Genomic DNA, 22,444 nt, shown 5'->3' with positions numbered 1-22,444 from the left:
GCCGTCGAACCGTGCGCCCACCGTCGATATCTTCGGCCCACCGTCACGAATTCCCCGGCAGTTGACAGGTGGGACTCCCCTTGAATATCCGCATGATCGGGCTTTCGGCCGTCGTGGTGTTCACCGTTCTGCTGCCGTTCGCGGGAGCCTCCGCGGGGCCCGCGCCCGGAACGCCGGCCGAGCCCGGCAGGGCGCTCGCCGGCGTGCCGCGCGTGACGGACGACCCGAAGCCCCGGGAGACCGAAGCCCCGGGGCGCGTGCGCGCCCGGTGCGGTCCCGAGGTCTCCTCCCCCGACGGGGTCGAGGCGCAGACCTGTGTGCTCACCGAGGCGGGGAGGGCCTGGGCGCGCACGTACTACCGCAACGCCACGGGCGAGGAACTCGACGCCGTGCTGACGCTGATGGCTCCGGCCGGCCGTACCGTACGGATGCGCTGCGCGATCGGCGCCGGGGACGAACCGGGGTCGTGCGAGACGCCGCGCGAGCCGGCGGCGCAGCGGTGGGCGGCGGCACCCGAGAAGGACGCCTCGTACACGGCGGTGTCGGAATTCGCGGCCCGGGGAGACGGGCCGTTGCTGCTGCGCTCCGGGAGCAACTCACCGGAGTCGGCGCGGCCGTAAAGAGGCCGTAAAAATGAAAGGCCCGATCGCTGGCGACGGGGGATGCACCAGCGACCGGGCTCCTAGAACGGTAACAAGAGATCTGCTGTTCGCAAATTCGATCTCGTGTATTCAGACAGGGATTTACTCGTCAGTACGGGCCACTGTGACCGGAGTCACTGCGCCCGCTCCGTCCCGTTGTGCGACGTGCAACGGAGGGGCCCGAAGAGCCCCGTCCGGGGAGTCAGCTCAACGTCACCTGACGGTTCGTGAGGCCGCCGCGCGAGCGCCGCTCCTCGGACGTCAGCGGGGCGTCCGAGGCGAGCGCGCCGGCGAGCCGCTCGGCGAACGCGGCGGCGGGCTTCTCGCACTCCTCGGCCGTCATCGCGCTCGGCAGGTCCCAGACCGGAACGATGATCCCGTGCGCCCGGAACGAGCCGACGAGGCGGGTGTCCTCGCCCAGCGACGAGGCGCCCGCGGCGTGCAGCCGGGCCAGCGCGTCCAGGAGCTTCTCCTCCGGGTGCGGCATGGCCCACCGCAGGTGGTTCTTCTCGGGCGTCTCGCACCAGTACGCACTGTCCACACCGGTCAGCCGCACGGTCGGGATCGCGGCCGCGTTGGCGCGCTCCAGGGAGGCGGCGACCTCGGGGTCGGCGTTCGCGCCGTTCTCGGCGTCCGGCACCCAGAACTCGAAGCCCGTGTGCACGTCCGGCGCGAAGGCGGCGTCCGGGTCCAGGAGGTCCTGCAGCCGCGGGCCGTCGGCGGGCGCCGTGTCGGCGGTGACCGGGTTGCCGGGCTCGGCGACGAGCGCCCGCCGCAGGGTGTTCGCGAGGTCGCGGCTCAGGTCGCCGGAGGGGGTGTCGTTCTGCAGGCCGAGGAGGACGGAGCCGTCCGAACGGCGCAGCGCGGGCCACGCCATCGGCAGCACCGTCGCGAGGGTCACCGAAGGAACGCCGTCGGGGAGCCCGTCCTTCAGGGTGAGCGCGACCGTCGCGGCCGGCACCAGCTCGCGCAGCGCGACCCAGTCGCACTCCCCGGCCAGGCCCTCGAAGGGGCGCTGGACCAGCTCGGTCACGGCGTGCGAGGCGGCACGGCCGTGACACGCCTTGTAGCGGCGGCCCGAGCCGCACGGGCAGGGCTCGCGCGCCCCGACCACCGGCACGGGCTCGTTGCTGACGGTCTGCGGCTTGGCGGCCTTGGTCTGCGGGCGCTTCTTGGCCATGCGTGCTTCTCCCCTTGCGGCAGTGCGGTGTCGGCGCGAGCCTAGCCGCAATGGGGGACACGTCCGGCGTACGTCCTCACCCGTCCCGCGCACGTCCTCGTGCGCCCCCGGCGCGGCGGGCGCCGGCGCCGCCCGACGGCGCGGGCCGTCAGCCCAGGTCGTCGAACGGGACCGCGAAGTCCAGCACCGGCGGTGCCACGCGCGTGGCGAAGTCGCTGTGCCGGTCGCTCTCCTCGAGCACCACCCACACCGTCACCTCGCCGGACGCCCGGTCGTCCCGGACACCCCAGTCGCGGGCGAGCGCGCTGATGATGTTCAGCCCGCGGCCGCCCCGCGCGGTCACCGAGGGAGTGGCCGGAACCGGCCGGGTCGGGCCGCCGCCGTCCGTCACCTCCACGGTCAGCCGTCCCGTGGGGCCGACCTGCCAGGCGGCCCGGACGGCTCCGTCGCCGACCTCCGCCGCCCCCAGTGGCCTGCCGTGCCGGCAGGCATTGCTCAGCAGTTCGGAAAGGACCAGAACCGCGTCGTCGACGACCGATTCCGACACCCCTCCGGTGCGCAGCTCCGTACGCATCCGACGTCTTGCCGCGCCCACGCCGGCAGGGCCATGCGGAATGGCCATGCACGACGACGTGGGCACCTCCTGTGCCTCCATCAACGCCACCCCCGAGACCTCCTTCGCCCCACGCCACGGTGTGGATTCCCCAATGGCCTGGACCGGAAACCGGCCAAGCATTGGCCAATGATGCACTCGTAACGATCGAATCCGGTACGGATGCGCCGGTGCACTCCCGGCGGTGGCCGGGGCCGGTCCCCGGGCGTCAGGCGCGGCCGAGCTGCGCGAGCACCTGCCGGGGGCGGTTGGTGATGATCGCGTCCACGCCCAGGCGGACGCACAGCTCCACGTCCTCCGGCTCGTTCACCGTCCAGACGTGCACCCGGTGCCCCGCGCGGTGCAGGCGGGCGATGTAACCGGGGTGGTTGCGCACGATGCGCATGCCGGGGCCCGCGATCCCGGCGCCCGCCGGGAGCCGCCCGTCGCGCAGCCGGGGCGTCACGAACTGCATCAGGTACACCGTGGGGAGGGCGGGCGCGGCGAGGCTCACCCGGTGCAGGGAGCGGGCCGAGAAGCTCATCACGCGCACCGGGGCGGGCGCGCCCGCCTCCCGGGGCGGCCCGTCGAGACCGAACCGCCGCAGCATCTCCAGCAGCCTCTCCTCGACCCGGCCCGCCCACCGGGTGGGGTGCTTGGTCTCGATGGCGAGCTGAACCGGACGGCCCGCGTCCGCGACCAGTTCGAGCAGCCGCTCCAGGGTCAGCACGGAGGTGAGCTCGCCGCGGTCCGGGTCCCGGTCCGGACGCTCCCCGCTCTCCTCGATGCCCTTCCAGGACCCGAAGTCCAGGGCGGCGAGGTCGGCCAGCTCCAGGGTGGAGACGGCGCCGCGACCGTTCGAGGTGCGGTTGACCCGGCGGTCGTGCACACAGACGAGATGGCCGTCGGCGGTCAGGCGCACATCGCACTCCAGGGCGTCGGCCCCGTCCTCGATGGCCCTGCGGTACGCGGCCAGGGTGTGCTCGGGGGCCGCTTCGGAGGCTCCGCGGTGGGCGACTACCTGGATGGTCTGCTGTCGTGCGTGAGTCACCGCGTCATGGTGTCACCGCCGACGGGCAGGTGTACGCGAAGCAGTGCGGGGAACGGGTGGCCGCGAGGGAAACAGGGGGCCGTTCGGCCGCTTCGAGGCCGGTTCCGGGTGCGTCCGTTTGGTCCGGAATAAAGGATGACGAGCGGACGCACAGGTCCCGTTTACAGTGCTCTGACGTGCTGTGGGAAAAGCTGACAGCACACACTTGCACAGCGGAAAACGGCCTACAACGGGACCAGGCTTCCCGGAGCGTGCCGCACCATCAGAAACAGGACGACGTGGAACCGAGGAGAGAGCTGTGAGCACCGAGAACGAGGGCACTGCGGTACCGGCCGCCCCGTCCGTACCGCCGTCTCCCGTCCCGGCCACGGAACAGGACGCGAAGCCGTCCGGCGCCCCGGGCGCGGGTGCTCCCGCGGCTCCCGCGGCCGGTGCCGGTGCTCACCCCGACGCGGCGGCGCCCGCCGACCGGACGCCGGCCCCGGAGCACCCGGCGGAACACCCGCCGACCCCGCCGTCCGCCGCGCACCAGCCCCCCGGCCAGCAGCCTCCCGCCCATCAGCCCGCCGCGCACCAGCCCCCGGCGCCGCAGGCCCCCCAGCAGCACCAGGCCGCGCCCGGCGCGGCCTGGCCCCCGCCGCCGCCCGCGTTCCCGGCGTACGGCACCGCCTACGGCAGCGGCCACGGCGGCGACGCGCACCACGGCGGCGGCCACGGCGGTGGCGGCCACGGCGGCGGCGACCCCTGGGGCGCCCCGCTGGGCCAGGAGCCCCCGGCCCCCAAGCGCCGGGGGCGCGGCGGGCTGATCGCCGCCGTCCTGGTCGCCGCACTGGTGGCGGGCGGCGTCGGCAGCGGCATCGGCTTCTGGATGGCGAACCGCGAGGCGAACTCCCCGGGCGGGTCCACCACGATCTCCGCCGCGGGCAACCCGCAGGACTTCAAGCGCGACCCCGGCAGCGTCGCGGGCGTGGCGGGCAAGGCGCTGCCCTCCGTCGTCACCATCGACGCGCAGAGCGGCAGCGGCGAGGGCGGTACCGGCACCGGCTTCGTCTACGACAAGCAGGGCCACATCCTGACCAACAACCACGTGGTCGCCTCCGCGGCCGACGGCGGCGACCTGTCCGTCACCTTCTCCAACGGCAAGAAGTACGCCGCCGAAGTCGTCGGCCGGGCCCAGGGTTACGACGTGGCCGTCCTCAAGCTGAAGAAGGCGGGCGACCTCGCCCCGCTGCCCCTCGGCGACTCGGACAAGGTCGTCGTCGGCGACGCGACGATCGCAATCGGCGCGCCCTTCGGCCTGTCCAACACGGTCACCACGGGCATCGTCAGCGCCAAGGACCGCCCGGTCGCCTCGGGCGACGGCCAGGGCAGCAAGGCTTCGTACATGAGCGCCCTGCAGACGGACGCCTCCATCAACCCGGGCAACTCCGGCGGCCCGCTCCTCGACTCCCGCGGCGCGGTCATCGGCATCAACTCCGCGATCCAGTCCGTCCCCAGCGGCGGCTTCGGCTCCGGCAGCGGCCAGGCGGGCTCCATCGGCCTCGGCTTCGCGATCCCGGTCAACCAGGCCAGGACGGTCGCCGACCAGCTCATCAAGACGGGCAAGCCGGTCTACCCGATGATCGGCGCGACGGTGGCGATGGACCAGAAGGGCGAGGGCGCGAAGATCTCCGAATCGGGCGCGGGCAACACCCCCGCGATCACCCCGAACGGCCCGGCCGCCGCCGCCGGCCTCAAGCCCGGTGACGTCATCACCAAGTTCGAGGACCGCGTCATCGACAGCGGTCCGACCCTGATCAGCGAGATCTGGACGCACAAGCCCGGCGACAAGGTCAAGCTGACCTACACGCGCGGCGGCAAGGAGTCCACCACCGAAGTGACCCTCCAGGCACGCGAGGGCGACAACTGACCGGCTAGGCTGTCCTCGCGTCCCCGCAGGCGGGTGACGCGAGGGTGGGTTGCCCGAGCGGCCTAAGGGAACGGTCTTGAAAACCGTCGTGGCAGCGATGTCACCGTGGGTTCAAATCCCACACCCACCGCACCGGGTCAGTCGGCGCACTGATCAGAAGGGGTGTCCCCGCCAGGGGGCACCCCTTCGTCGTGGGGTCTGCCTCCTGCTGATCCGCCCGTGCCGGGAGCGGCGCCCGCCGGAAGACCGTTCGGCGGGCCGGCAGCCGGTCGTCCGGGGTCAGGAGCGTTCGCGGGCGGCCGGGTTGTTCAGGCAGAGCGCGATGTTCCGGACCGCGGCGGTGAGTTCCTCGATCACTCGGGCCGCCTGCTCCGCGTTGTGGAACGCCGGGCGTTCCGCCAGGGCCAGGCCCAGTTCCTGGGCGGACCGGAGCGCCGGCTCGACGCTCTCGACGGAAGGGACGACGGGTACGGGAGCGGGCGCCTCGGCCGCGGGGAGGGGCTCCGGTGCCGCCGGGCCTGCCGTGGGCGCGCCGGAGGCGGCGGGCGCGGGCTGGTACGCCGGCGCGGGTGCGACGGGCGCGGGCGCCGACGCGGGTACGCCGGTCGTCGGCGTGCCGGTCCCCAGAGCCTCCCGGTGCGCGTCGAACCGGGTGTGCACGGAGCTGAAGTCACCCGTCATGGAGGAGCACTCCTCCGTCGGCCGCGACGACATGGCCGACACGGACTGCTCGGGACGGAATTCGTGGGAGGCCCGCGGGGGGTGGTGGGACACGTCCTGCGCGTGCCGTGTCCGGGGGAGCGTGAAGTGGTCGAAACCCGGGAACGCCGGAGCGGCCGGCAGCGAGGGGGCCGCGTGGGGCCGGGGGTTGTACTCGGTCTGCCACTGCATCCGGTAGCAGTCGACCTGGTCGGCGCAGGAGGTGCGGCCGTGGAAGACGGCCGTGTCCTCGCCCAGGTCCGGGTACCAGAGGTTGGGGCCCGGGAACCGCACGGTCCGCACCCGTGGCTTGATCGGCTCGGCGCACCCCATGCAGCAGTCCTCCGGCACCATGAGCGGGATGCCGCCGTTCTGCTCCGGCCAGCGGGGGCCGCCCTCCCAGCGGTACTCCCCGTGCCGGCAGGGCGGCAGCTCGCCGCAGGCCCGGCAGACGGCGTAGTGCTCGGGCAGGACCCGCCAGTCGTGGCTGGCGGGAGCGCACCAGTGCTTCGGCGCGGAGCGGGGCAGGTTCTCGTTGCGCAGCACCAGCACCACCGGGCGCTTGTAGAACTCGGCCTGCTCGGGGACCGGTTTGATCGACTGGTTGTTGGCCCGCCGCAGTTCGTTGGCGTGCCACCACAGTTCCACGTGGTCGCGCCACGCCTTCTCGTAGGAGTCCGGCCACCGGTCGCCCGGATAACCGTTGATCTCCAGGATCCGCCACGCCTGCCGATCGAGTACCACGATGGAGCCGACTCGCAGTCGCATGTGCGTTCCGTTGTTCCCGTCGTCCGGCCAGTCGTGCCGGCCGATACAGGTGGGCTGGTCTGGGAGCCACTTGCGCGTCTGCATGTCATGCTCCTCGGCAACGAAACTTCATAGTTCCAACTGGGGCAGTAAGCAACATTCTGAACAATCAGGACGTTTAGGACGGTGTAGACACGCGCACGTTGCTGATCGAAGGCGACCGGAAAAGCCTTCCGGCGTACCGCTTTTTTCGCGTACAGCGTCGCTGCCAGGCATTTCGACCGTGAAGGACGTCATTCGTTCGGGTCCTCCCCGGCGGGCGGTCAGCAACCCCGTACCCCTGCGACCGGACCCGACACTCACCCATACGTGTGGTGACATGTGCGTTGCTGTCACTCCGTACGGGTACATCGCCTCCTATGCGCGATGCCGACCGCCTCGCGGTGGTGCCTGGCCCGGCCCGGAGAGTGGTACTGGGCGGGCGTCGGCCGGGGGCCGGGCGCGGGTGCCCGTGGAACGGCGGACGGCCGAGGCGAGGGTGGAGTGGATCTCCGGGAGGGCGAGGCCGGTGTGGAGGGCCGCGGCGGTGAGGGCGGCGGCGAGGGTTTCGCCGAGGCCGTTCTCGTAGGCGCGGCAGGCGGCCCAGAAGAGGCGGGTGTTGCGCTGGCCCTCGTGGGCGGTGCGGACGAATTCCACCAGGCCGTGTCCGTGCGCGGTACGTAACGGGGCCGGCGGCGGGGGCTTGCGGCGCTCCCGGGTGAGGAGCGCGAGGAGGGGGCCCGGGCAGGGGGCGGCCGGGAGGTGGGCCGTGCCGGGGGCCAGGCGGTAGACGCCGGCCGTGGTGAGGGAGCCCGGTCCGACCAGGTAACCGCCCGCGCCGCGGACGTCGACGCCCGGGGCGAGGCGGCTCGCGGAGTTGGGCACCGGGACGCCCGGCGGTCCGGTGAGCCACACGTGGCGGCCGCCGGAGGGGGTGAGCACCGTGAGGGTGGCGGGGATCGTGAAGCCGTGGTCCCGGGCGAGCCGGTGGAGGGCGGCGAGCGGATCGGCGCCGTGCTTGGTGTCCAGGTCGAGCCCGATGAGGTGGTGCCGGGGCCGGCCGCAGGCGATGCCGTAACCGGTCGCCCAGGGGGCGGCGGCGAACAGGGCGCGCACCACCGCGGGGTCGGTGGAGGCGTCGTGCACGCCGTGCCCGGTCAGGCCGCAGGCGCCGCGGCAGGGCGGGCCTGCCGCGGGGGGTTCTTCGCGGTGCGGCGAGGGCAGGGCCGGGAGCTTGGTGCGGGACAGCGGGATGACGGGCAGTCCGCGCTCCGCGGCCGAGAGCGCGTGGGCGAGGGCCAGGGTGGCGGTGAGCCGGTCTGGAGTGGCCATGACTCCATCGTCGTACGAATGTTCGAATAAGGGAAGCCGGGAAAGTTGGCTGAAAATGTGCCGGAACGGTTCCTCTTATGGGGTTACTGGACTCAGTGGGCTATTTGGCCAGTAGGAGGGTGATTTGCGACGGGGTCGGGGGTTTATCGACAAAAGCTCACGCTTGCGAGCGAATAAGCGCGTGGGGGGTGGTTCGCCGGGGATTCGGTGGGTCAACCTGATGTCGCGACGTCGACACCAGCGCCGAGGCGGTCGGCCGACTCTCTCGGTATCAGCCGTACTTAACAGTTCCTGGAGGAATTGACATGGCACGTATCCGTAACGCTCGCGTCATCGCCGCTGTCGCCGCTCTCCCCCTCGCGGCCGCCCTCTTCACGGGTGTTGCCACGGCCGACAACGGTTCCTTCGCGGACGACGGATCGAACGCGACCGTTGCCACGCAGATCGGCACCGGCGTGGGCGGCACGAACAACGGCAACTCCGTTTCCACGCAGCAGGTGGCCACCGGTGCCGGCGCCTCGAACCAGAACAACACCGCCGCGGTGAACGACTCGGACGACACGGCCATCCAGCAGGGCAACTACAACGTCGCGGTGAGCTTCACCGAGCTCTGGTAGTGCCGCGCGGCCTGATGGGGGGCCGTGCTGCGGGGTGAATGACTGCCTGTGCGGCGGTGCTTCGGCGCCGCCGCACAGGCATGTGTGCGTGCGGTCCCCGCCTCTTGACACGGTCGCGGAATCTGACGGACAGTCAGGAACTCTGCTCCGTACGTCCGGACACCAGCCGGAGGCCACCGCCGTGCACCTCGCACCGACCGGGCGCCAGCGACGGCTGCGCGCCGAACTCCGTTCGTACTTCCGTGAGCTGATGCCGCACGGGCCGCCGCCGGACCCGGCCGGGCAGCGCGCCCTGCTGCGGCGGATCGGCGCCGACGGGATGCTCGGGCTCGGCTGGCCGCGGGAGTACGGGGGCCAAGGACGCGGCCCGGACGAGCAGTTCGTGTTCTTCGACGAGGCGTACCGGGCGGGCGCCCCCGTCTCGATGGTCACGCTCAACACGGTCGGTCCGACCCTGATGAAGTACGGGACCCAGGCGCAGCGGGAGTTCTTCCTGCCGCGGATCCTGCGCGGTGAACTCGTCTTCGCGATCGGCTACAGCGAGCCCGAGGCCGGCACGGACCTCGCGTCGCTGCGTACCCGCGCCGTGCGGTCGGCGGACGGCGAGACGTGGCTGATCGACGGGCAGAAGGTCTTCACCAGCAACGCCCAGAACGCGGACTGGATCTGGCTCGCCTGCCGCACCGACCCCGAAGCCCCCAAGCACCGGGGGATATCGATCGTCCTGGTCCCGACGGACGCGCCCGGTTTCTCCTGGACGCCGATCGAGACGGTCGGCGGCCTGACCACCACCGCCACCTACTACGACGGGATACGCGTCCCGGCCGCCCACCTCGTGGGGGCCGAGAACGAGGGCTGGGGGCTGATCACCAACCAGCTCAACCATGAACGGGTGGCCCTCGCGGCCATCGGGATGCAGGCCGAGGACGTGTACGCCGAAGCCCTGGCCCACGCTCGGCGCATCGACCCGGAGACCGGGGAAATGCCAGGTCAGAAGCCCTGGGTGCGGGCCTGTCTGGCCGAGGCGCACGCCCGGCTCGCAATGGTGCGGCTGCTGAACTGGCGGCTGGTGGGCGATGTCGGCGCGGGAACCCTGGCACCGGGCGACGCGAGCGGAGTGAAGTTCGTCGGCACCGAGAGCGCGGTCGCCGTCTACCGGCTCTGCCAGGAGGTGGTGGGCGACGCGGGTCTGGTGCGGGCCGGTTCGCCGGGGGCCTTCGGGGACGGCGAGCTGGAACGGATGAACCGGGCCGCGCAGATCAACACCTTCGGCGGCGGGGTGAGCGAGGTGCAGCGGGAGATCGTGGCGACGATGCGGCTCGGGATGCGGAGGGCCAAGCGGTGACGGGTGACTCGACGAGCGACCGGTCCGTAACGGACGGTGCGGGAAAGCGGAAATTCGTCACAGAAAGTTATGGCGATGGGGAACGCGACGGATTCCACGCCCGTTTGAAGAAGTACGAGGGGCAGACGGCGGCCTCCTCGGCAGTGGGCAAGGACCTGGTCAACGAGCCGATGATCAGGCATTGGTGCGAAGCGATGGGAGACACCAGTCCGGCGTACGGGGGACCGGACGCGACAGCTCCGCCGACGATGCTTCAGGCCTGGACGATGGGCGGCCTGTCCGGGCACACGGATCGTTCGCCGGCATACGAGGACCTGTTCGCGCTGCTCGACGGCGCCGGGTGCACGTCGGTGGTGGCCACCGACTGCGAGCAGGAGTACGTGCGGGACCTGCGGCCCGGACAGCGGGTCACCTTCGACGCGGTGATCGAGTCGGTGTCCGACCGCAAGACGACCAAGCTGGGCTCCGGGTACTTCGTCACGACCCGGACGGACGTCTTCGGGGACGGGGAGCTGGCGGGCACGCACCGCTTCCGCATCCTGAAGTACGCCCCGGCGCGACGCCGCGAAGACCCGGCTGCGAGCACAACTCCACAGGGAGCGGCGGCACAGGAGCGCGCGGAGGTCCGGACGGAGGCCCCGGCGGAGGTCCGGGCGGAGGCCCGGACAGCGGCCCGGGCGGAGCCGTCGAAGGACGTGCCGCCCGTGCTGCGGCCGCGGCCGGTGGTCAACCGCGACAATGCCGGTTTCTGGGAGGGGGTTTCCGCGCACCGGCTGCTGATCCAGCGCTGCGGGACGTGCGAGCTGCTGCGGTTCCCGTGGCTGCCCGGGTGCAACGGGTGCGGTTCCGCGCGGTGGGACACCGTCGAGGCGAGCGGCGAGGGCACAGTCTTCAGCTACGTGGTCGTGCACCACCCGGTCTTCCCCGCCTTCGATCCGCCGTACGCGGTCGCCTTGGTCGAGCTGGCCGAGGGCGTGCGGATGATCAGCAACGTGGTCGGGGTGCCGGCCGGGCGGGTGCGGATCGGGATGCGGGTGAGGGCGGAGTTCCAGCGGTACGACGCGGAGTTGGAACTGCCGGTGTTCCGGGCCGTGGACGGTGCGGGCGACGCGCGGGGCGAGGTGTGACCGGGATGGACTTCACTCCGAGCCAGGAGCAGCGGGCCGCGCGGGACCTGGCGGCGCGGATCTTCGGCGATCTGGCCACGCACGAGCGGTTGGCGGCGGCCGGCACGGGCAGCGACGCCGAGCTGTGGAAGCGGCTGGGCGGGGCGGGACTGCTGGAAGCGGTGGCGGAGGTGGGCCTGTTGGGGCTGGTCCTGCTGCTGGAGGAGCAGGGACGGACCACGGCACAGGTTCCGTTTGCGGCCACGAGTGTCGCGGGTGTGCTGGCGATCGGCGCTTTCGGAACGCGAGAACAGCGGGAAACGATGGGCCCGGGTCTCGGAAACGGTTCCCTCGTGGCCGTGGGCGCGTTTTCGGCCACCGGCCCCGGACGCGTTCGGGTGAGCGACGGTGCGGAAACCGGAGACGGCTCGTACACGTGTGCGCTGTCCGGGGTGGTGCCGGTGGTCCCGTGGCTGCGGGACGCCACGCATGTGCTGGTGCCGGACGCGGACCGGGGGCTGTGGATCGTACGGGCCGGGGAGGCGGGCGTCGGGGTGGCGCCGGTGGAGACCACGGCGCCCTGGGCAGCGGGGCGGCTCACCCTGGACGGGGCGCGGGCGCAGCGGCTGGGCGGGCCGGGTCCGCGGGCGTACGAGAGCGTGCGGGGGGCGGCGACGATCGCCTACGCGGGTCTCCAGGCGGGGGTGTGCGCGGGCGCGGTGGCGCGGGCCGCCGAGTACACCTCGCAGCGGGAGCAGTTCGGGCGGCCGCTGTCCACCAAGCAGGGGGTCCAGCTGCGGGCCGCCGAAGCGCACATGGACACCGAGGCGATCCGGGTCACCGCGTACGAGGCGGCCTGGCGGTACGACCGGGGCCTCCCGTACGCGACGCACGCCCTGACCGCGGCCTGGTGGGCGTCCGAGGCCGGGCGGCGGGCGGTGCACGCGGGGCAGCACCTGCACGGCGGGGTGGGCGCGGACCTGGCGCACCCGGCGCACCGGCACTTCCTCTGGGGCCGGCAGATCGACGCGTACCTGGGCGGCGGGGGCCAGGCGCTGGAGAGGCTCGGGGAGCTGCTGGTGGCGGAGGAAGGGGCGTGGGGATGAGTTCCGGAGGGGTGCGGGAGCTGCGGGCCGGCGAGGAGCTGGCACCGCTGGAGATCGCGGTGACGCGGACGCTGATCGTCGCCGGGGCGGTGGCCTCACGCGACTACCAGGATGTGCACCATGACGCCGAGGCCGCGCGGGAGAAGGGGTCGCCGGACATCTTCATGAACATCCTGACGACGAACGGGCTGGTCGGACGGTACGTGACCGAACGACTCGGGTCCGGGGCCCGGCTGCGGGCGGTGAGGATCCGGCTCGGCGCACCCAACTATCCGGGGGACACGATGGTGTTGCGCGGGACCGTCAGCGAGGTCGACGGCCCCGCGGGCACGGCCGAGATCCGCGTGGTCGGCGTGAACGGCATCGGCCGCCACGTCACCGGCACGGTGAAGGTGGCGTTCACCGGAACCCTCCGGACCCCCGGGGTCCCGGAGCCCGCCGGGGCTCCGGAGCCCTCCTCGGGCCCCGACGCCCCCGAGAAGGAGCGCGCGTGAGCATCCACCGGGCGGACGAGCTGGGCGGGAAGGCCGCGGTCGTGGGGATCGGGGCGACCGAGTTCTCCAAGGACTCCGGGCGCAGCGAGCTGAAGCTGGCGGTCGAGGCGGTGCACGCGGCACTCGACGACGCCGGGCTGGTCCCGGCGGACGTGGACGGGCTGGTCACCTTCACCATGGACACCAGCCCCGAGATCACCGTCGCGCAGGCGGCCGGGATCGGCGAGCTGTCGTTCTTCTCGCGCATCCACTACGGCGGCGGCGCGGCCTGCGCGACCGTGCAGCAGGCGGCGCTGGCCGTGGCGTCCGGGGTGGCCGACGTGGTGGTCTGCTACCGGGCGTTCAACGAGCGCTCGGGGCGCAGATTCGGGTCCGGGGTGCAGCGCAGGGAGCCGTCGGCGGAGGGGGCGGCGCTGGGGTGGGCGCTGCCGTTCGGGCTGCTCACGCCGGCGAGCTGGGTGGCCATGGCGGCGCGGCGCTACCTGCACACGTACGGGCTCACCCCCGAGGCGTTCGGACACGTCGCGGTGACCGACCGGCGGTACGCGGCGACCAATCCGGCCGCGTACTTCCACGGGAAGCCGATCACGCTGGCCGACCACGCCGCCTCGCGGTGGATCGTGGAGCCGCTGCGGCTGCTCGACTGCTGCCAGGAGACCGACGGCGGCCAGGCGGTCGTGGTGACCACGGCCGAGCGGGCCCGCGACCTCGCGCAGCCGCCCGCCGTGATCGTGGCCGCCGCGCAGGGCGCCGGGCGCGGGCAGGAGGCGATGACCAGCTTCTACCGGGACGACCTGACCGGGCTGCCGGAGATGGACGTGGTGGCGCGGCAGCTCTGGCGGACCTCCGGGCTGGCGCCTTCCGACATCGACGTGGGGATCCTCTACGACCACTTCACGCCGTTCGTGCTGATGCAGCTGGAGGAGTTCGGCTTCTGCGAGCCCGGCGAGGCGGCCGACTTCGTCGCGGCGGACGCCCTGCCGCTGAACACGCACGGCGGCCAGCTCGGTGAGGCGTACCTGCACGGCATGAACGGGATCGCCGAGGCCGTCCGGCAGTTGCGCGGCACCTCGGCGAACCAGGTCGAGGGCGCGGCACGGACGCTGGTGACGGCGGGCACCGGCGTTCCCACATCCGGGTTGATCCTGGGCGTCGATTGCTGACCGCCCCGGCGTGAGTCGTGGACTCCGGTGCTGAATGACCGTTAGCTCACCCTATGTACCGATTCTCTGACTCAGCGTACGTACCGTACGTACGAAAATGTTCCTCCCTCAGGTGGGCGGCGCTCGCGGTCGCACTCGTCGCCCTGTTCACCACCCTGGCGCTGCCCGCACCGCGGGCGGCGGCCGAGCCCGCGGCGGGCGGGGCGGCGGCGAGGCAGTACTCGGGGCGGCCCGTGCACTTCAACGGCTGGGCCTTCGACACCTGCGAGGCCCCCTCCGTCGCCACCATGAAGGCGTGGCGCTCCTCCCCGTACCGCGCCGTCGGCATCTACTTCGGCGGCCGGGCCCGCGGCTGTCCGCGCCAGACGAACCTCAACAAGCAGTGGATCAAGTCGGTGGACCGGATGGGCTGGTTCCTGCTGCCGGTGTACGTCGGCTCCCAGTCCCCGTGCGTCACCCTCAAGCACAAGCGCAGCCTCACGATCGGCCGCGACCCCTGGCGCCAGGGAGCCGCGGAGGCCCGTGACGCGGTCAACCGCGCCCGCTGGCACGGCATGATCCCCGGCAGCACGCTCTACCTCGACATGGAGGCGTACGACACCGGCAACCGGGCCTGCGCCGCCCGTACCCTGGACTTCGTGCGCGCCTGGAACCGCGAGCTGCGCCGCCATCGCTACTTCCCCGGCTACTACAGCAGTGCCGACTCCGGCGTCGCCCACCTGGAGTGGGCCCGCCGGGCGAAGTTCAAGGACCTGCCCACGGTGGTGTGGTTCGCCCGCTGGGGCAAGAAGCCCTCGGTGTCCGGAGAGCCGTCGCTGAGCCCCCGGGCCTGGTCCCCGCACCGCCGCATCCACCAGTACGCCGGCAACGTCAAGGAGACCCACGGCGGGCACCGGCTCAACATCGACCGCAACCGCATCGACGCCCTGGTCGCCCGCACCTGGGAGTGACCCCGCCGGGGCCCCACGGCCTCGTTCCGCGCCCCCGACCCCGACCCCGCCGCCGTCCCGACCCTGACTTCCCCCCGGCCCCCCTCCACCTTCAGGAGGTGGGGCCTGCCCCACCCCTACAACCTGAGGCGGAGACGCCTTCGGGACCTGGGACCGATCCCCGGGGCCGCCGCCACTTCTAGCGTGGAACACATGACCACGCCTGTCTGCACCAGCGCATCGAAGGCCGCCACCGGGCACGCCGGGCACACCGCGAACCCCGGCCGCTCCGCCTTCCCGGGGTACCCGTCGTTCTCCTCCTACGTCCGGGCCCGGGGCCCGGTCCTGCTGCGCACCGCGCGCTCGCTGACGGCCAACCCCAGCGATGCCGAGGACCTGCTGCAGACCGCCCTGACCAAGACGTACGTCGCCTGGGAGCGCATCGAGGACCACCGCGCCCTGGACGGCTACGTGCGCCGGGCGCTGGTCAACACCCGCACCTCCCAGTGGCGCAAGCGCAAGGTCGACGAGTTCGCCTGCGAGGAGCTGCCCGAGCCGAGCACGTCCTCGGTCGCCCCCGCACCGGACCCGGCCGAGCGGCAGGTGCTGCACGACGCCATGTGGCGCGCGATCATGAAGCTCCCCGAGCGGCAGCGCGCCATGGTCGTCCTCAGGTACTACGAGGACCTCAGCGAGGTGCAGACCGCCGAGGTGCTCGGTGTCTCCGTCGGCACGGTCAAGAGCGCCGTCTCGCGCGCCCTCGGCAAGCTCCGCGAGGACCCCGAGCTGACTCCGGTGCGCTGACCGGCGGAGATCCCTCCGGCGGGCTCCCGGATTTTGCCTGCGTTTTGGTTACCTCCAGGTAGTGACATACCGCCGGGTACGCGCGCAGAATCGGCCGCACAGCCACGGGCGACATTTCGCCGCCGGGCTCTTTGTGCCTTTTCGCGCGCCCATCGGGAGGACGCCGTGCTCAGCACCATGCAGGACGTATCGCTGACCGTGACCCGCATCCTGCAGCACGGGATGACCATTCACGGGAAGTCGCAGATCACGACCTGGACCGGCGAGGCGGAGCCGCAGCGCCGCAGCTTCGCGGAGACAGGCGAGCGCGCCGTCCGCCTGGCGAACGCCCTGCGCGACGAACTCGGCGTCGTCGGCGACCAGCGGGTCGCCACCCTGATGTGGAACAACGGCGAGCACGTCGAGGCGTACTTCGCGATCCCCTCCATGGGCGCGGTGCTGCACACCCTCAACCTGCGCCTTCCCCCCGAGCAACTGATCTGGATCGTCAACCACGCCGCCGACCGCGTGGTCATCGCCAACGGCAGCCTGCTGCCCCTGCTCGCCCCGCTCCTTCCGCACCTGCCGACCGTCGAGCACGTGGTCGTCGCGGGCCCCGGAGACCGGTCCCTCCTCGACGGGTGCGACCCCCAGGTCCACGAGTACGAGGAGCTGATAGCGGACCGCCCGACCACCTTCGACTGGCCGGACATCGACGAGCGCTCCGCCGCGGCCCTCTGCTACACCTCCGGCACCACTGGGGAGCCCAAGGGTGTCGCCTACTCCCACCGCTCCATCTACCTGCACTCCATGCAGGTCAACATGGCCGAGTCCATGGGCCTCACCGACCAGGACACCACCCTCGTCGTCGTCCCGCAGTTCCACGTGAACGCCTGGGGCCTGCCGCACGCCACCTTCATGACCGGCATCAACATGCTGATGCCCGACCGCTTCCTCCAGCCCGCCCCGCTCGCCGAGATGATCGAGCGCGAGCGCCCCACGCACGCCGCCGCGGTGCCCACCATCTGGCAGGGCCTCCTCGCCGAGGTCACCGCGAACCCGCGCGACCTGTCCTCCATGGCCCAGGTCACGATCGGCGGCTCGGCCTGCCCGCCGGCCCTCATGGAGGCGTACGACAGGCTGGGCGTCCGCCTCTGCCATGCCTGGGGCATGACCGAGACGTCCCCGCTGGGCACCATGGCACGGCCTCCGGCCGGGCTCACCCCCGAGGAGGAGTGGCCGTACCGCATCACCCAGGGCCGCCTCCCGGCGAGCGTCGAGGCGCGGCTGGTCGGCCCGTCCGGCGAAGTCCTGGCCTGGGACGGCGAGTCCGCCGGTGAGCTGGAGGTGCGCGGCGCCTGGATCGCGGGCTCCTACTACGGCGGCGCGGGCGGCGAGAACTTCCGCCCCGAGGACAAGGTCAGCGAGGACGGCTGGCTGAAGACCGGCGACGTCGGCGTCATCAGCCCGGAAGGCTTCCTCACCCTCACCGACCGGGCCAAGGACGTCATCAAGTCCGGCGGCGAGTGGATCTCCAGCGTGGATTTGGAGAACGCCCTGATGGCCCACCCCGAGGTCGCCGAGGCCGCCGTCGTGGCCGTCCCGGACGAGCGCTGGGGCGAGCGCCCGCTGGCCACCGTGGTCCTCACCGAGGGCGCCACGGTCTCGTACACCGATCTGCGCGACTTCCTCGCGCAGAGCATCGCCAAGTGGCAGCTTCCCGAGCGCTGGGCGCTGATTCCGGCGGTGCCGAAGACCAGCGTGGGCAAGTTCGACAAGAAGGTGATCCGCAAGAGCTACGCGGACGGGGAGCTGGAGGTCACCCAGCTCTGAGCGGGCGGCGAGGGCCGGGGCGGTGTTTCACGTGAAACACCGCCCCGGCCCTCGTGGTGTTCCACGTGAAACACCGCCGAAGGCCACCCCGGAAGTGGATGTTTCACGTGAAACATTCCTCTCCGTACGTCAGTTGGTGCCGATCTTCGCCAGCAGGTCCACGATCCGGCCCTGTACCTCGGCGCTTGTGGACCGTTCCGCCAGGAAGAGCACCGTCTCGCCCGAGGACAGCCTCGGCAGCTGTGCCTGGTCGAGTCCGGCGGACGTGTAGACGACCAGCGGGGTGCGGTTCAACTGCCCGTTGGCGCGCAGCCAGTCGACGATGCCCGCCCGGCGGCGGCGTACCAGCATCAGGTCCATCACGACCAGGTTCGGCCGCATCTGGGTGGCCAGGTTGACCGCCTCGGTGTCCGTCGCGGCGCGTGCGACCTGCATGCCCCGCCGTTCCAGCGTCGCGGTCAGCGCCTGTGCGATCTCCTCGTGCTCCTCGATCAGCAGGACGCGCGGCGGGTGCTGCTCACTGTCGCGCGGTGCAAGCGCCTTCAACAGCACGGCCGGGTCCGCCCCGTACGCCGCCTCACGCGTCGCCTGCCCGAGTCCGGCGGTGACCAGCACGGGCACCTCCGCCGCGACGGCCGCCTGACGTAGCGACTGGAGCGCGGTACGGGTGATGGGCCCGGTCAGCGGGTCCACGAACAGGGCGGCGGGGAACGCCGCGATCTGTGCGTCGACCTCCTCGCGGGAGTGCACGATCACCGGCCGGTAGCCGCGGTCGCTGAGTGCCTGCTCCGTGGAGACGTCCGGCGCGGGCCACACCAGCAGCCGGCGCGGGTTGTCCAGCGGCTCCGGGGGCAGCTCGTCGTCCACGGGCTGCGGCACGGGCCGGTTGGAGACCTCCACCGCGCCGCCCGGTCCGTCCAGCGGCTCCGGGCCCTCGCTGCCCTCGTCGGGGGCGTCTATGGCGTACGCACGCCCTCCGGAGGCCTCCGGAATGAGCTGCTGGTGCTGCTGCGGGGCGGCCGGTCCGGTGGGCGTGCCGCCGGTCGGGGTGTGCTGGGCGCTCTGCGGGTGCGGACGGGCCTCGGGCTCCGCCTCGGCCGCCCCGGCGAGCGCGGCGGCCGCCGGACGTTCGGCCTCGGTGGGGGCCGCCAGCTTGCGACGGCGGCCCGAGCCCAGCACCTGGTTCTGCTGCTGGGCGATCTGCTGCGAGAACGGCGCGTCCTGTCCGAGCGTCCGCACGCTGAAGGCACGCCCCTGGGTGGAGTGCGGAGACTCGGCCGGGAGCGGCTGCGCCTGCGGCGCCGGGTGGCCCGGCGGGTGCGGGGCGTTCTGCGGGGCCTGCGGGCTCGGGGCGTTCTGGGGGTTGGCCACGTCGGCGGACGGCGTCGGCCAGCCGCCCGGCACACCCTGCGCGGACCGCTCCTGCGGTACGTCACCGGGCCGTCCGGGAACCCGGTCCGCCTCGGCGGGCGGCAGCGCGAACGGGCTCCGCGCCTCCTCGGGCTCGGCCGGGGCGGTGGCCAGCGCACGCCGGGCGCGGCGGCCGCCCCCGGCCTGGGCGCGGGCGGCCCCGGCGGACGCGAGCACCTGCTCCTGCCCGGAGGTGTCGTCCGCACCGGCGCCGCCCTCGGCACGGGCGTCGGGCATGGCGGAGCCGTCCGCACCCGGCCGCCGGCCGGGGGAGGCGGGGGCGGGCGGCAGCGCGGGCATGCCGCCGCCCTCGTGCGGGGCAGGGGCACGGCGGGGCGCCTCGGCGGTGCTCTGCGCGGGGAGTCCCGGAGCCGGAAGTCCCTGTGCGGGGAGCCCCTGCGCGGGAACGGAGTGCGGGGGCACGCCCTGGGGCGGCACGGTCTCACCGAGCGCGGCACGCCCGGCGGCGCCTTCACCGGCCGTCACGACGGAACCCTCGGCAGGACCGGCAGCGGCACCGGAGGCACCGGTCGGGTCGGCGGGCCTGGTCGGGCCCGGCAGCGCGAGTGCCTGACCGGTGCCGGGCGCGGGGGCGTCGGTACCGGACCCTCCCGCGCTTGTCGTGCTCGTACCGGCGCCGTCGTTCGCGGAGGCCGGTGCGGGCTCCTCGCCGGGGCTCGGACGGCCGCGCCTGCGGCCCGTGCCGCCCGTGCCCTCGCCGGTGCCCTGGGCCGGGATCAGCTCGGGCTGCTCGTCGGCGGGGCCGCGACGGGCCCTGCGCCGTCCGCTGGGGGCGGCGGTGCCGGGCGCGGCCTCCGGGGGTGCTCCGGGGGCCTCCGGGGCGCTCTCCTCGACATCGAGGAAGGCGTCGGTGGAGGACCTCCGGGCGCGTCGGCCGCCGGCCTGCTGGGCGGGCACGGCGGCCTCCGCGACAGGCGCCGTCTCCGTCTCCGGCTGCGGCTCCGTCTTCGGCTCCCGGGCGGCCCCGGAACCGGAGCCGTCACCGATCGGCACCTCCAGGACGTACGCGCTGCCGGTCATGCCGGGCACCTCGTGCGTCTGGAGCACGCCGCCGTGCGCCTGGACGATGCCCCGCACGATCGGCTCGTGCACCGGGTCGCCGCCCGGGTACGGGCCGCGCACCTCGAACCGCACGACCTCGCCGCGCTGGGCGGCCGCCACCACGATCGTCGAGTCGACGTAGCCGCCGGCCGGCGCCGCTGCCGGGGCCACCTTGCCGGTGGAGTCGACCCCGGCGACGTCCGCCACCAGGTGGGCCAGGGCGGTGGCCAGACGCACGCCGTCCACCTCGGCCTCTATGGCGGGCGCGTGCACCGCGAACTGGGCACGCCCCGGGCCGATCAGCTCGACCGCGCCCTCGACGGCCGCCGCGACGATCCCGTCCACCAGGACGTTCGCCTTGACCAGCGGCTCGACGCCGGAGGCCAGGCGCTGGAAGCCGAGCACGTTGTCGACCAGCGTCGTCATCCGGGCGTATCCGGCGGCCAGGTGGTGCAGCACCTGGTTGGCCTCGGGCCAGAGCTGTCCGGCCGGGTCGGCGGCCAGCGTGCCCAGCTCGCCCCGCAGCTCCTCCAGGGGGCCGCGCAGGGAGCCGCCGAGCACCGCGCTCAACTGGGTGTGCCGGTCGGCCAGTTCCTCGTACCGCTCCTGCCCGAGCGCGACCTCGGCGTCGTACCGCTCGCGCGTGGCGGACAGCTCCTCGGCGTGCTCGGAGGTCATCCGCTCCACGACAGCGGCGTGCTCGGACGTGAGCCGCCCCAGCTCCTCGGCGTGCTGGGCCGCCTGCTCCTCGTACGCGCGGCGGTCGGCGAACGTCATGACCGCGCCCACCAACTGCTCGCCGTCGCGCACGGGGGCGGTCGTCAGGTCGACCGGCACCTGCTTGCCGCTCTTCGCCCACAGCACCTGGCCGCGCACCCGGTGCTTGCGCCCGGACTTCAGGGTGTCGGCGAGCGGGGACTCCTCGTACGGGAACGGCGTCCCGTCCGCCCGCGAGTGCACGGCGAGCGCGTGCAGCTCCTTGCCGCCCAGGTCGCTGGCCCGGTAGCCCAGGATCTGCGCGGCGGCCGGATTCGCGAGGACGATGCGGCCCTCGGTGTCGGTCCCCACCACGCCCTCGGAGGCGGCGCGCAGGATCATCTCGGTCTGCCGCTGGGAACGGGCCAGTTCGGCCTCAGTGTCGACGGTGCCCGAAAGGTCCCGTACGACCAGCATGAGCAGTTCGTCACCGGTGAGGGAGGTGGCGCCGGCCGGGCGCTCGGCGGAGAAGGCGTCCCGCCCGTCCTCCAGGTTGGCGCTGGTGACCTCGACGGGGAACTGGCTGCCGTCGGTGCGTCGGGCGGTCATCCGGGCCGGCTTGGTGCGGCCCTGCGGGTCGACCCCGGAGGGGCGGCGCATGGACCCGGGGATCAGCTTGGAGTCGAACTCCGGCAAGAGGTCGAGCAGTCCGCGTCCGACCAGCGCGGTGCCCGGGGCCTCGAAGGTCTCCAGGGCGATGGTGTTGGCGTTGACCACGGTCCCGTTGCAATTGACGAGCAGAAGCCCGTCCGGGAGAGCGTCGAGTATCGCTGCGAGGCGAGCAGCGCCTCGGAATGGCCTGCTGCTCACGACGACGGTTCCTCCCTGAATTACTGCATTTTGCCCAGTCGGTGACCCTCCGGCGGCCTCAATTTTTCCCCTCGGGCCGCGCGTTGTCACTGGAAGGAGTCTAAAGGCTGGGGATGCGGGCGTGACGGCGGATGACGGGGAGTCGCCGCGGAGCCTTCCCCGCGGCTGAAGTGGATCTTCGCGGTGACGCGCCGACGATCATGCGTCGCCCGTCGCCCGACCCGGCCCCCGCACTGCGCCGGCACGAAGTGGATCTTCGCGGCGAAACGCCCCGCCGGGCCGTCACAAGTGCTTTGCCCTGCTGCCCGGTCGCCTAGTACCGTGGGGTGCGATTGGTGACACCGCGCAATGCTGTGCCATCATCTGCAACGCACCTACTCGCGAACGCGCAAGCGCTGGCGTGTGTGGGTCGTGCTGGAGGCGTCGCCTAGTCCGGTCTATGGCGCCGCACTGCTAATGCGGTTTGGGTCTTAAAGCCCATCGAGGGTTCAAATCCCTCCGCCTCCGCCAGCACCATCGAAGCCCCGGTCCTCCAGGACCGGGGCTTCGGTCGTTCCCGGGACCGGTCCGGACGGCGGGGCCCGGTTTCCGGAAGTGATCGTCGGGCGCGACTGCGCCCGACGCGACGCGCCCGTCACTCGTCCGAGTGTTTGTGCAGGTCAGGCCGGGTGTGCGGAATGGATTTCGCATGACGGCGCAGGTCATGTAATGTTCTTCTTGCAACGCCGACGGGGCGGAAAACGGCCCGGAAGCACAGCGACAAGCACTCGTAGCTTAACGGATAGAGCATCTGACTACGGATCAGAAGGTTGCAGGTTCGAATCCTGCCGAGTGCACAGT

At 72.7% G+C, this 22,444-nt stretch carries 17 protein-coding genes and 3 tRNA genes; 14 read left to right on the top strand and 6 right to left on the bottom strand.

Annotated elements, in window-relative coordinates:
* Positions 1-92: 92 nt before the first annotated feature.
* Positions 93-620: a hypothetical protein gene (locus tag ACZ56L_RS05570; protein ID WP_401755319.1), complete on the top strand. Its 528-nt coding sequence runs from the start codon at positions 93-95 to the stop codon at positions 618-620.
* 223 nt (positions 621-843) lie between these two features.
* On the opposite strand, the gene ACZ56L_RS05565 is transcribed toward ACZ56L_RS05570, so the two are convergent.
* The 3 genes from ACZ56L_RS05565 to ACZ56L_RS05555 all read right to left on the bottom strand — a co-directional run bounded on the left by ACZ56L_RS05565 (position 844) and on the right by ACZ56L_RS05555 (position 3,464).
* Positions 844-1,821, bottom strand: a complete 978-nt coding sequence (locus ACZ56L_RS05565) for a DUF5926 family protein (RefSeq protein WP_471061928.1) — start codon at positions 1,819-1,821, stop codon at positions 844-846.
* Positions 1,822-1,969: 148 nt separating this feature from the next.
* On the bottom strand, positions 1,970-2,557 hold the full coding sequence (locus ACZ56L_RS05560; protein WP_345220742.1) for an ATP-binding protein: 588 nt from the start codon (positions 2,555-2,557) through the stop codon (positions 1,970-1,972).
* Positions 2,558-2,642: 85 nt separating this feature from the next.
* Positions 2,643-3,464 carry a glycerophosphodiester phosphodiesterase gene (locus ACZ56L_RS05555; protein ID WP_345220740.1) on the bottom strand — a complete coding sequence of 274 codons (822 nt, stop codon included), beginning with the start codon at positions 3,462-3,464 and terminating at the stop codon, positions 2,643-2,645.
* 298 nt (positions 3,465-3,762) lie between these two features.
* Here ACZ56L_RS05555 and ACZ56L_RS05550 point away from each other — a divergent pair, with 298 nt between their 5' ends.
* Positions 3,763-5,373, top strand: coding sequence for a S1C family serine protease (locus ACZ56L_RS05550; RefSeq protein ID WP_471061923.1), 1,611 nt, complete (start codon positions 3,763-3,765; stop codon positions 5,371-5,373).
* 43 nt (positions 5,374-5,416) lie between these two features.
* A tRNA-Ser gene (locus ACZ56L_RS05545) sits at positions 5,417-5,503 on the top strand.
* Positions 5,504-5,652: 149 nt separating this feature from the next.
* On the opposite strand, the gene ACZ56L_RS05540 is transcribed toward ACZ56L_RS05545, so the two are convergent.
* Together ACZ56L_RS05540 and ACZ56L_RS05535 are read right to left on the bottom strand one after the other, a co-directional pair.
* A complete protein-coding gene (locus ACZ56L_RS05540) occupies positions 5,653-6,924 on the bottom strand; it encodes a hypothetical protein (protein ID WP_471061921.1) in 1,272 nt (423 codons plus the stop codon).
* A gap of 312 nt (positions 6,925-7,236) precedes the next feature.
* A complete protein-coding gene (locus tag ACZ56L_RS05535) occupies positions 7,237-8,190 on the bottom strand; it encodes a bifunctional DNA primase/polymerase (protein ID WP_471061918.1) in 954 nt (317 codons plus the stop codon).
* Between the two features lie 305 nt (positions 8,191-8,495).
* Between ACZ56L_RS05535 and ACZ56L_RS05530 the strand changes: the two genes are divergently transcribed.
* The 9 genes from ACZ56L_RS05530 to ACZ56L_RS05490 all read left to right on the top strand — a co-directional run bounded on the left by ACZ56L_RS05530 (position 8,496) and on the right by ACZ56L_RS05490 (position 17,566).
* Positions 8,496-8,807: a hypothetical protein gene (locus tag ACZ56L_RS05530; protein ID WP_345220726.1), complete on the top strand. Its 312-nt coding sequence runs from the start codon at positions 8,496-8,498 to the stop codon at positions 8,805-8,807.
* 181 nt (positions 8,808-8,988) lie between these two features.
* The gene (locus ACZ56L_RS05525; protein ID WP_471061914.1) at positions 8,989-10,152 is read left to right on the top strand and encodes an acyl-CoA dehydrogenase family protein; all 1,164 of its coding nucleotides are present in this window, start codon (positions 8,989-8,991) and stop codon (positions 10,150-10,152) included.
* Positions 10,153-10,256: 104 nt separating this feature from the next.
* A complete protein-coding gene (locus ACZ56L_RS05520; RefSeq protein ID WP_471061911.1) occupies positions 10,257-11,279 on the top strand; it encodes a bifunctional MaoC family dehydratase N-terminal/OB-fold nucleic acid binding domain-containing protein in 1,023 nt (340 codons plus the stop codon).
* Positions 11,280-11,284: 5 nt separating this feature from the next.
* A complete protein-coding gene (locus tag ACZ56L_RS05515; RefSeq protein ID WP_471061908.1) occupies positions 11,285-12,364 on the top strand; it encodes an acyl-CoA dehydrogenase family protein in 1,080 nt (359 codons plus the stop codon).
* Between the two features lie 20 nt (positions 12,365-12,384).
* Positions 12,385-12,858, top strand: a complete 474-nt coding sequence (locus ACZ56L_RS05510; protein ID WP_471062806.1) for a MaoC/PaaZ C-terminal domain-containing protein — start codon at positions 12,385-12,387, stop codon at positions 12,856-12,858.
* On the top strand, positions 12,855-14,021 hold the full coding sequence (locus ACZ56L_RS05505) for a lipid-transfer protein (RefSeq protein WP_345220713.1): 1,167 nt from the start codon (positions 12,855-12,857) through the stop codon (positions 14,019-14,021). The genes ACZ56L_RS05510 and ACZ56L_RS05505 overlap by 4 nt, the downstream gene beginning before the upstream one ends.
* 53 nt (positions 14,022-14,074) lie before the next feature.
* Positions 14,075-14,971 (top strand): DUF1906 domain-containing protein, encoded by an 897-nt coding sequence (locus tag ACZ56L_RS05500; protein ID WP_471061905.1) that lies wholly within the window; start codon positions 14,075-14,077, stop codon positions 14,969-14,971.
* A 192-nt stretch (positions 14,972-15,163) separates the two neighbouring features.
* Positions 15,164-15,754 carry a SigE family RNA polymerase sigma factor gene (locus ACZ56L_RS05495; RefSeq protein WP_345220709.1) on the top strand — a complete coding sequence of 197 codons (591 nt, stop codon included), beginning with the start codon at positions 15,164-15,166 and terminating at the stop codon, positions 15,752-15,754.
* Between the two features lie 165 nt (positions 15,755-15,919).
* Positions 15,920-17,566 carry a long-chain fatty acid--CoA ligase gene (locus ACZ56L_RS05490; RefSeq protein ID WP_401755357.1) on the top strand — a complete coding sequence of 549 codons (1,647 nt, stop codon included), beginning with the start codon at positions 15,920-15,922 and terminating at the stop codon, positions 17,564-17,566.
* 129 nt (positions 17,567-17,695) lie between these two features.
* Here the strand turns inward: ACZ56L_RS05490 and ACZ56L_RS05485 are convergent, their stop codons facing one another.
* Positions 17,696-21,604: a PAS domain-containing protein gene (locus ACZ56L_RS05485; RefSeq protein WP_471061902.1), complete on the bottom strand. Its 3,909-nt coding sequence runs from the start codon at positions 21,602-21,604 to the stop codon at positions 17,696-17,698.
* Between the two features lie 416 nt (positions 21,605-22,020).
* Here ACZ56L_RS05485 and ACZ56L_RS05480 point away from each other — a divergent pair.
* Positions 22,021-22,114, top strand: a tRNA-Ser gene (locus ACZ56L_RS05480).
* Positions 22,115-22,367: 253 nt separating this feature from the next.
* Positions 22,368-22,440 (top strand) — tRNA-Arg (locus ACZ56L_RS05475).
* The last annotated feature ends 4 nt before the right edge of the window (positions 22,441-22,444 follow it).

This window comes from Streptomyces sp. NPDC039736, assembly GCF_055596485.1.
Note: the sequence above shows the minus strand (reverse complement) of the source record. Positions and strands in the feature narration are given on the sequence as shown.